An 8,948-nucleotide genomic window follows, 5' to 3' on the forward strand; every position below is an offset into this window, starting at 1 on the left:
GGGGCAAAAATAAGCATTCATTTTTCCTGAGCCAAAGGATTAGATAAGACACTTGAATTGAAGCGTTTACTTATCTAATCCTTTGGCAAAATGAACACTTATTTTTTATCGCCCCTAGTAGCCCGGATTCTGATCCGCTTGTTCAATGTTTGGGTTATTATCGATCTCAGTTTGTGGGAGCGGCAATAACTCGTGTTTGTTGGCTACAAAGAAAGAGATAGGCTCAGTTTTGAGCTTTTTGTGCTTGCGCCAGCGCAGGATGTCAAAATCGCGTACCTGCTCGGAAGCTAGTTCTACAAAACGCTCGTGTTGCAGCGCACGAAGAATTTCATCCTTGTTGTTGCAAGGATAATTGCTGGTTGGATACGGTGGCATTTGTACCGATGCACGGGCGCGAACCTGGTTCATCAGGCTGATTGCAGCAGCTGAATTGCCCGCTTCGTTTTCGCATTCGGCCAACATCAGCAGTACATCGGCATAACGCATGATGCGCATGTTGATGCCACTCGTAAAGAAGCCATTGTCGACCTTGTACAGAATAGAGTATTTCCGCCAGCTAATTTTGACCGTTTGGCCGTCTACAACTGAGGTATTGCCTTGTACCCGATCATCGGTCATGGTGCTGGCACCATTGTTGAATTTGTCGCCGGGCTTCCAGTAAGACATATCGTAGCGTGGGTCATCCTTGGCATCGCCTTTAGAAGCCCTCTCGTAGTCGTTCAAAATTTTATTGGAGGGGATCAGGTTGCGCCAACCCACTGCGGAATACTCCTGCGTACGTACAGTTTCTTCTTGTACTGCCGTACCGTCGCCATCTCCACCCCAGTTGTAAGCACCACCAGATGGAGCATACACGACTTCGAAGATAGATTCAGTATTGAATTCTCCTTCTTCGTTCGTGAGATCGAGATAATTGTCCACCAACTTGTACAAGCCGGAGCTGACAATTTTTTGCAACTCAGTTTTGGCATTGTTGTAATCACCCAACTGTAGGTAAGTACGCGCCAGAAGCATTTGTGCAGCGTGCTTGGTCGCACGGCCTAAATTGGCCGCAGTATAGGTAGCAGGCAAGGCAGTTTCAGCAGCCTTAAGGTCGCTAATGACCAGGTTGTACACATCCTGCTGGCTGGAACGCGCCTTAGAACCTTCTACAGATTTAGCGTATTCAGTATACAGTGGAGCGCCACCCCACAAAGTGGCCAGCTCATAATAAGCCCAGGCACGCAAAAACCTGGCTTCACCCACTACACGGGTGCGAACTGCATCAGTAATGCCGGGTTTGGCAGCAGCGCCAGCTTCAATGACAACATTGGCACGGTGGACGACGCGGAACCAACCGGTAAAAACCGAATTGGACACGGAGTTTCCTGCATCGTTTACCCCATTGAGCAATTGCGCCCGAGGGGTCTCCAACTGACCACCGCCAGTGGCCACCTCATCACTGCGCAGGTCATGGAGGAAAAACCATTCGCGGGATACCAAACCGTTGTGTTGAACCAAGGCGTAAACTGCATTTACGCCCGCAGTGAGTTCAGCGTCATTGTTGAAATAGGTATCCAACGTTACCCCGTTTGGGTTGACTTTATCGAGCACCTCATCATTACAGCTGAGAGTCAGACCCAGGATCATGATGCTGGTTAAAAAAGCAATTTTTTTCATAATGAATTGAGTTTTTGGTCAGGAGGAGAAGACCCCAACTGACAGGGCAAAGCATTATTGTTTTTTAGTTAAAGCCAAGATTTACACCCAACAACACGGTACGTGCCTGTGGGTATTGACCATAATCGATACCATTGTTGAGCAGGTTATTGCCTCTTGAAGCCACCTCAGGGTCAAATCCAGAATACTTGGTGAAAGTCAACAAGTTCTGGCTGGATACGTAAACACGAACCCGGCTGAGCACATTGTTGGTCATTTCCTTCAGGCTTTCGCTGGAGAAGGTATACCCAATGCTGATGTTTTTGATCCGCAGGTAGGAACCATCCTCAATGAAACGGTCGGAGGTACGGGTGTTTTGGTTCGGATCACCACTTACTGCACGAGGTACATCGGTGTCGGTATTCTGTGGCGTCCAGGCATCCAAGACGTCCGTACTGGCGTTGAAGAGGCGCAGCATACCTTGACCAATGACTTTGACACCATTGTAAATTTTATTGCCATTTACACCTTGCAGGTAAACCGCAAAATCAAAGTTTTTGTAAGTACCGCCCCAGTTCAAACCATAGGAGAATTTAGGCAAATAGCTACCCAAATAAGTACGGTCAGTGCCATCAATTTTACCATCGCCATTCAAGTCCTTGAAACGAATGTCACCAGGCGCAGTAGACGTGTTTTGATAAGGCGCATTGTCGTTGCCCAGGGCATTGGCCGCAGCTACCTCAGCAGCACTTTGGAAGATGCCATCTACCTGCCAGCCATAGAACGACTGAATAGGTTGACCTGCTTCGGTACGGGTAATGTCAAAACCACCAAAGTCGGCATTGTTGCCAGAGTTGATGGTAGCATTGGGCGTTGCGAGGCTCAAAACCTTGTTGCGGATCATGTCAAAAGTACCCGTCAAACTCCAGTTGAAATCGGTGCTGCGGTGGTTGTAGCCGAGCGCGAGTTCAAAACCGGTATTTTGCATACTTCCTACGTTGGCCAGAGGGCTAGAAGAGAAACCCAATGATTCAGGTAGTGGAACGCTCAACAGCAAGCCATTCGTTTTACGCTTGTAAAATTCGGCACTTACGTCGAAACGGCCTAAAGACAGGTCAAAACCAATGTTGCTCATGGTCGTTTCTTCCCAGCTCAAGCCCGTGTTGCCCAAGCGGTTGAAGTATGAGCCCAAGTTGGTGGTGGTGTTGCCAAATGGGTAAATGGTATTGTTGGCCGAAATGAGTGGTTGCCAGTCGTAATCACCAATGGCATTGTACCCCGTTTGACCGATGCTGGCCCGCAATTTCAGCGAAGAAATGGCTGTAATCGATTTCATAAATGGCTCTTCGCTAATGCGCCATCCCACCGATGCAGATGGGAAGATACCCCATTTGCGGCCTGGAGCGAATTTGGAAGAACCGTCCCGACGAATTGAAGCCCCTAACAGGTATTTTCCGGCGTAGTCGTAAGTCAAACGACCAACATAGGAGATCAACGAGTTTTGAGACAAAGAGGAAGAACCATTCGGGTTGGAAATCCCCTGCAATACTTGAATGTTGTTGTCAGGGCGTTGACCACTGGCTGAGATGCCTTCCGACTTGGCATCCTGTTTTTCCGCTACCGCAATGATGTTGACATTGTGATTGCCAAAAGATTGATCAAAAGTCAACTGGTTGGTAAATACGGTAGAGAAGAAATTATTCCGGTTTTCAGACAGTGCGGCAATGACACGGCTACGGTTGCCATCGTTGTAGATGGGCAAGAAGCTGGTAAACTGGCCATTGGCAAAATCAGCACCCGCTACGAAGCGGTATTTCAGCCAATTGGTGAATTTCACTTCGGTGAAAAAAGTACCCAGCATTTTTACCCCATTGTCGCGCTGGTATTGTTGCTCCTGCTCCGCGATGCGCAGCGGGTTTTCAGGGTCGGTAGCGTCCAAACCTTGAGCAGTAGTACTGAATCCACCAATTTTAGTTGGGTCACGTACTGGCCAGTAAGGGATCATCCGCATGATATTCTGGATCTGAGTACGGCCCCCACCGTCACGCTCCAAACGGCGCTGATCCGTAGCAACCAACAGGGTTTGACCCAGGGTCAACCACTTGGCCACTTTGTGATCCGAGTTGATGCGGAAACTTTGGCGCTGGTAATCGGTAACAGGCATGATCCCGTCCTGGCTAAAGTAGCCCAAAGAGGTGTACACCCGGGATACATCGTTGCCACCAGAAATCGACAATTGGTGATCCGTAATGGGTGCGGAGCGGAACATCACATCTTGCCAATCCGTATCGGTTTGGCCAAAAGTGGTACTCGCGCCGTCGTAAATGGGCGTATTCAGGTTGGTGAAGCGACCGGGTACTGGCTGATTAGACGCAGTCAGCAGGGCGGTACCATAGCGGATGTACTCGTCGCGATTGAGTAAATCAAGGGTTTTCCAAGCGGATTGCACTCCATAGTAAGAATCCAGATTCACCTTCATCTTACCGGCAACTCCTTTTTTTGTTGTGATCAAAACAACTCCGTTGGCTGCTCTTGAGCCATAAATAGACGCAGCACTCGCATCTTTGAGTACTTCCAAGGACTCAATATCCTTTGGGTCGATGTTGTTTAAGCCGCCTGCAGGCACACCATCAATAACGAACAATGGATTGGGGTTCAAACTGATCGAACCAATCCCCCGAATGCGGATGATCGGATCCGAACCGGGGCTACTGTTGTTGGTGACCGATACACCAGGTACCCGCCCTTGAATGGCCTGGGTCAAACTGACGACCGGTAGCGCTTTCAAGTCTTTTTGGGTTACCGAAGATACCGCTCCAGTTAAGGACGATTTCTTTTGGGTACCGTAACCAACTACAATCACTTCATCCAGGGCTTTACCTTCTTCCAGGACCACATTGATCGTAGTACGGCCATCAATAGCCACGCGGATGGTGCTGAAGCCTACAAAGCTAACGATCAGTGCACCGTTGCGGTTGGCATCGGCCAAGTCCAGGCTGAATTTGCCGCTGGCGTCGGTGATCGCGCCCTGAGTGGTGCCTTCCAACACTACTGAAGCGCCTACCATAGGCTCTCCACTTTTGTCAGTCACCATGCCTTGTATCCTGAAATCAGGTTTTTGGATGGTGATCGGCTCTATTTTGGGCAGGCTTTCAAAATCCTGCTGCTCGTAACGCTCCAGAGGCGTTTTGCTCAGCAAAATTTGTTTTGACCCAAAAACTTCGTAACGAATGGGTGTTTTTTTGAACACCCGATCCAGGATTTTTTCCAGACTTTCGTCCTCGGCCTGGATGCTTACTTTTCTGTCGGCTTCAATCTGTTTCGGTAAGTAGGAAAAACGAACGTCGGCTTTCTTTTCAATCAGAAATAGTACCTCGCATAGTTTTTTGTCTTGAAGATTGAGACTAAGCTTTTGCAATAACACCTTCTGAGAAAAAGCAGGGTTAGCGTAACCCATACCCGCGAAAAGCCCAGCCAGAATGATTTGAGCAAGCGAGATTCTCATGAGCTGAAGCAATTTTTCACGGTGCAGTAGATTTTTTTTCATGCCTCTGATGTTGGTTAAGTTAATGAAATTTTGTGATAAGCAAAAAGTTAATGTTTGTTCGTGGCACAATGGCGACATTATTGGCAGCCATTGCTGGATATAACAATTTGAGCATCAACCATTTTAAAGGAAGAGCTCAAAAGTTTGCAAATGATGGATAATTTGTCGTGCAGGTTCTCTTCGTCAAAAGAGGTGGTCATGGTGCAGTCGCGCATCACCACTTCGTCGTAGATGATTTCCAGGCCGTAGGCTTTTTCGATGGCGTCAAAAACCTGGGAGATTGGAGCATCCACAAAGCTGAGTTTTTGCACTTCGGCTTTGCTGATGACGAACTTGGGGGCTTCAACGATGGATTTGACGAGTCGATTTTCAGCGCTGAGGTATTTCACCCGTTGGTTGGGGGTAAGGATCACGCTCGGCCGATCTAAGGTTGAATTCGACGCGATCGGCGCTTTTTTTTCCGCGTAAACGGATACTTTCCCCGATAATACGTCGACTAAAACGTTTTTTGAGTCTTCGGCATTTTTGATGCTGAAAGAGGTGCCCAATACTTCGGCAGTCAATTTGCCTGCGTGTACAATAAAAGGTTTCTGGGGATTTTTAGTCACATCAAAAAAAGCTTCACCATGCAGGTGTAATTCTCTTTTGGTTTTATTGAAGTTCTTGTTGTAAATCAGGCTACTTCCCGGCTTTAACACGACCAGAGAGCCATCGGCCAGGGTGATTTTTTGATCAGAAAAAGTGGTGTTTTTGAGTTCGATCCCACGTTGGGCAACGGCTGGAGGGGTTTGATCGGCGGTCTTAGTTGCTGGGGGGGGCAAATCAAAATGGCTCAGCCATACAAAAGCCAAAAGCATACTAGCGGCAATGCCCACTATCCAAGCCATGCGGGTGATTCGGCCAGTCGTTGAATCATACATCTCCTGGCGGATGTTGCTCCAGATTCGTTTGCCTATCGTTTGGGATGCTTCATCAGGGGCATTGTGCTGATGAAACTCCAGCTGTGTGTCATACCAAGCTTGAATTTTTCGGTCCTCTTCGGCAGTGGTTCTTCCATCAAGGTAACGTTTGGACAGTTCATTGAACTCCTTTTGGGTCATTTCAACATAGTTTAAGGTTTATCAATTCTCAGACTGATATGACTTTAAAGTGTCTTTCAAAAATTTCAGTGATTTGGTCAAGTGGTATTCTACCGCCTTTTCACTCAGGTTGAGGTGCTTGGCAATTTCCTTGACGGGTTGATTCTCATAGCGGCTGCGCCGGAATACTTCAGCGCTTTTTTCGGGGAGTCGATTCAGGGCTTTTTCAATAGCGGAGGTCAGTTCTTTGAAGTTCAGGATTTGGTTGCCATCGGGGGATTCTTCCAATTCTTTGAAAAGCAGATACTCCTGGTATTTGCGGTAACTGAGCTGGGATTTGAAGAAGGTGTAGACCTGGTTTTTGATGGCCACAGCGAGGTATAAATCCAGTCGTTTGATCACTACCTCAGTTCGGCGGGTCCACAAACTCAAAAAGAGTTCCTGCACCAATTCCTCTGCATCGGCAGCGCCCACCTGATGCGAAGCCCAGGTAAATGACTTATACCAGTAGCGTTGATAAATTTCTTCATACGCCATGATATTGCCTGCTTGCAACAAGTCGACCAGTTGTTTGTCAGTAAGCTCTTTTACCCCCATAGTTGTAATCAGTTGGCTTGATTTGTAGCGCTCTCTTTTACTAAGTAGAATAAAGTGCCTATATCCCTAAACGAAACACAGGAAAAATTTCGTGGAAATGAATTTTTCTTTTGGAAAATTCCTAAAATGCTGGCTTGAGTATTGATAATGTAGGGTTTAGGCGGTTTAATTATTTTTTGGTGATTTGAATCAATTTGAGCAAAGAGCTTTTCAGCAAATCCGTTTGCGTCCACAACAAATCGTGCTTGGAGCCGGGCACCAAGGTCAAACTCACCGAAGCCGCATTGACCAGATTTTTGGCCGCAAAAGGCGCATTTTCAGGGAAAATCAAGGTGTCATCGATGCCCTGCAACAAAATGACCTTGCTGCGGATCCGGTACCAGAGGGGAACCATTTTTTCTAATTCAGTCTTATGAGAGAGTTTTTCGGCATTGGCGGTGCGGAACGAACCGGGGATAAAATTGCGCAATGACCAATGATGGGTAGGGTAGGAGATCCAGTAAGTGGTTTCGGCACCGGGTTTCAGGGAGGCCGATTGTAGGAGCAGTCCATCCACCAATTCGGGGTAATCCATCGCCAAACGCGCCGCGACCGTGCCTCCATACGAGGAGCCATGCACGATGATCTGCTGGTGGATGGCGCGTTTTTCCTGCAAAATACCCGCAATGAGTGCCGCTTGCTTTTTGACCGAAATTTCGGGATCGCCATACCCGGAATAGCCATAGCCGGGGCGGTCGACGGCCATGAGTTTGGCATGGGCGAGCAACGTGCTGTCGCTCAACATGTCCATCCAGAATGAGGAAGAAGAAGGTGCTCCGTGAATGAACAGGATCAGGGGTTTGGTGGCGTCACCCACCTGTACGTAGCGCATCTCGCGCCCCCACTGCCGGAAATGGGTCACCTTGGGTACGTAAGCAAAGGCGTTTTCGGCGAGTTTGCGCATCATCGTTTCATCGGTCAGTCTTACCTCAACCAAGTCGTAAGTGTAAGCCAAAAATCCGAACAAAACCACCGAAGCGTAAAAGCGCTTGCGGGAAAAAAGTGGGTATAGATAGCGATGTATCATGGCAACATGGGTTAACATGAGTGAATGTGGGTAGCAATACAGAGTAGGTGAAGGACTAATTTGGAACAAAGGATGGTTGAGGAAGGTTGAGGGCTACCGCAGCGACTTAGGCATGTCCTTGTCCAAATTGCTGCGGTAGCCTAAACCTTCCTCAACTTTCTCAACCTTTTCTCAACCCCATTTTCCAAAATACATTTCTTTGGCCACAAAGTCAAGTGAGATTTTTTGGACTTTTTGATCGCCAGATTGCGCGAAAAATAAAAATAGAGTACATTTGCCGGGCGAACGCGAAAGGGCGTTTGGTTCAAGTTTGATTTGGCCCCGTAGCTCAGCTGGATAGAGCAACTGACTTCTAATCAGTAGGTCTCAGGTTCGAATCCTGACGGGGTCACGAAAGCCTCATAATCAAAGCATAGCTGGGTTGTGAGGCTTTTTTTATTGGACACAAGTTTTAGAACTGTTCAATATTTGCCGAAATCATAAAAAATGGGTAAATTGACTGGCATAAATGCACTTTCGGCATGACTCAAAATCTAAACGATAGAAAATATAGGCTTATCCAACAGATCATTAACCTTGAAGATGAGTCTGCTTTGAGCAAATTGGAGCACCAAGTTACCGCACTCCAACAGGTGGATGATTTGCGCTTTTTAGAAGCAATTAAGCCAGTGGGGAAATCCATCACTCTGGATGAAATGATTGCCCACCAACACTATACTCCTCCTACAAAAGAAACCTTTTTTAGTCAAACGGAGGAATTGGAGTGGGATGAATCTTTGGAAGAACTCTTGGAAATGCTGGATTGATGAATTATTTGCTGGACACCAATATTATAGTGGCTTATGTACGCGATACTGAGGTGACGCGAAAGCTTGAAACAAGCTTAAACCTGCTAAATGGAACCCATAATCTGGTTGTTTCCGTAGTATCACTTGGAGAAATTCGTGCCATTGCCAAACGAAATAAGTGGGGCGAGAAAAAGATTAAAGCAGTAGAAAACCTCATCGACGGTTTTTTGATC

At 47.3% G+C, this 8,948-nt stretch carries 7 protein-coding genes and 1 tRNA gene; 3 read left to right on the plus strand and 5 right to left on the minus strand.

What is annotated here, in order from left to right:
- Positions 1-114: 114 nt before the first annotated feature.
- The 5 genes from ACEW9O_RS06140 to ACEW9O_RS06160 form a co-directional block, all read right to left on the minus strand.
- The gene (locus tag ACEW9O_RS06140) at positions 115-1,659 is read right to left on the minus strand and encodes a RagB/SusD family nutrient uptake outer membrane protein (protein ID WP_373549257.1); all 1,545 of its coding nucleotides are present in this window, start codon (positions 1,657-1,659) and stop codon (positions 115-117) included.
- Positions 1,660-1,723: 64 nt separating this feature from the next.
- Positions 1,724-5,185, minus strand: coding sequence for a TonB-dependent receptor (locus ACEW9O_RS06145; protein ID WP_373549258.1), 3,462 nt, complete (start codon positions 5,183-5,185; stop codon positions 1,724-1,726).
- 77 nt (positions 5,186-5,262) lie between these two features.
- Complete coding sequence (locus ACEW9O_RS06150; protein WP_373549259.1) at positions 5,263-6,285, minus strand: FecR family protein; 1,023 nt, start codon at positions 6,283-6,285, stop codon at positions 5,263-5,265.
- A gap of 21 nt (positions 6,286-6,306) precedes the next feature.
- The gene (locus tag ACEW9O_RS06155; protein ID WP_373549260.1) at positions 6,307-6,861 is read right to left on the minus strand and encodes a sigma-70 family RNA polymerase sigma factor; all 555 of its coding nucleotides are present in this window, start codon (positions 6,859-6,861) and stop codon (positions 6,307-6,309) included.
- A gap of 169 nt (positions 6,862-7,030) precedes the next feature.
- Positions 7,031-7,927: an alpha/beta fold hydrolase gene (locus tag ACEW9O_RS06160; protein WP_373549261.1), complete on the minus strand. Its 897-nt coding sequence runs from the start codon at positions 7,925-7,927 to the stop codon at positions 7,031-7,033.
- Positions 7,928-8,244: 317 nt separating this feature from the next.
- On the opposite strand from ACEW9O_RS06160, the gene ACEW9O_RS06165 reads away from it, so the two are divergent.
- From ACEW9O_RS06165 to ACEW9O_RS06175, 3 genes are all read left to right on the plus strand, one after another.
- Positions 8,245-8,318: transfer RNA gene (locus tag ACEW9O_RS06165), tRNA-Arg, on the plus strand.
- 130 nt (positions 8,319-8,448) lie between these two features.
- Positions 8,449-8,733: a hypothetical protein gene (locus tag ACEW9O_RS06170; protein ID WP_373549262.1), complete on the plus strand. Its 285-nt coding sequence runs from the start codon at positions 8,449-8,451 to the stop codon at positions 8,731-8,733.
- Positions 8,733-8,948: type II toxin-antitoxin system VapC family toxin (locus ACEW9O_RS06175; protein WP_373549263.1), on the plus strand; the 216-nt coding region annotated here is incomplete at its 3' end. The genes ACEW9O_RS06170 and ACEW9O_RS06175, both read left to right, overlap by 1 nt.

Source organism: Haliscomenobacter sp., from assembly GCF_041740695.1.
Taxonomy (GTDB): Bacteria; Bacteroidota; Bacteroidia; order Chitinophagales; family Saprospiraceae; genus Haliscomenobacter.

What these genes read in the sequence shown, in the direction of transcription:
- ACEW9O_RS06170 (WP_373549262.1), top strand. Translation starts at nt 8,449, where the DNA reads ATGACTCAAAATCTAAACGATAGAAAATATAGGCTTATCCAACAGATC.
- ACEW9O_RS06145 (WP_373549258.1), bottom strand. Translation starts at nt 5,185, where the DNA reads ATGAAAAAAAATCTACTGCACCGTGAAAAATTGCTTCAGCTCATGAGA.
- ACEW9O_RS06160 (WP_373549261.1), bottom strand. Translation starts at nt 7,927, where the DNA reads ATGATACATCGCTATCTATACCCACTTTTTTCCCGCAAGCGCTTTTAC.
- ACEW9O_RS06155 (WP_373549260.1), bottom strand. Translation starts at nt 6,861, where the DNA reads ATGGGGGTAAAAGAGCTTACTGACAAACAACTGGTCGACTTGTTGCAA.
- ACEW9O_RS06140 (WP_373549257.1), bottom strand. Translation starts at nt 1,659, where the DNA reads ATGAAAAAAATTGCTTTTTTAACCAGCATCATGATCCTGGGTCTGACT.
- ACEW9O_RS06150 (WP_373549259.1), bottom strand. Translation starts at nt 6,285, where the DNA reads ATGACCCAAAAGGAGTTCAATGAACTGTCCAAACGTTACCTTGATGGA.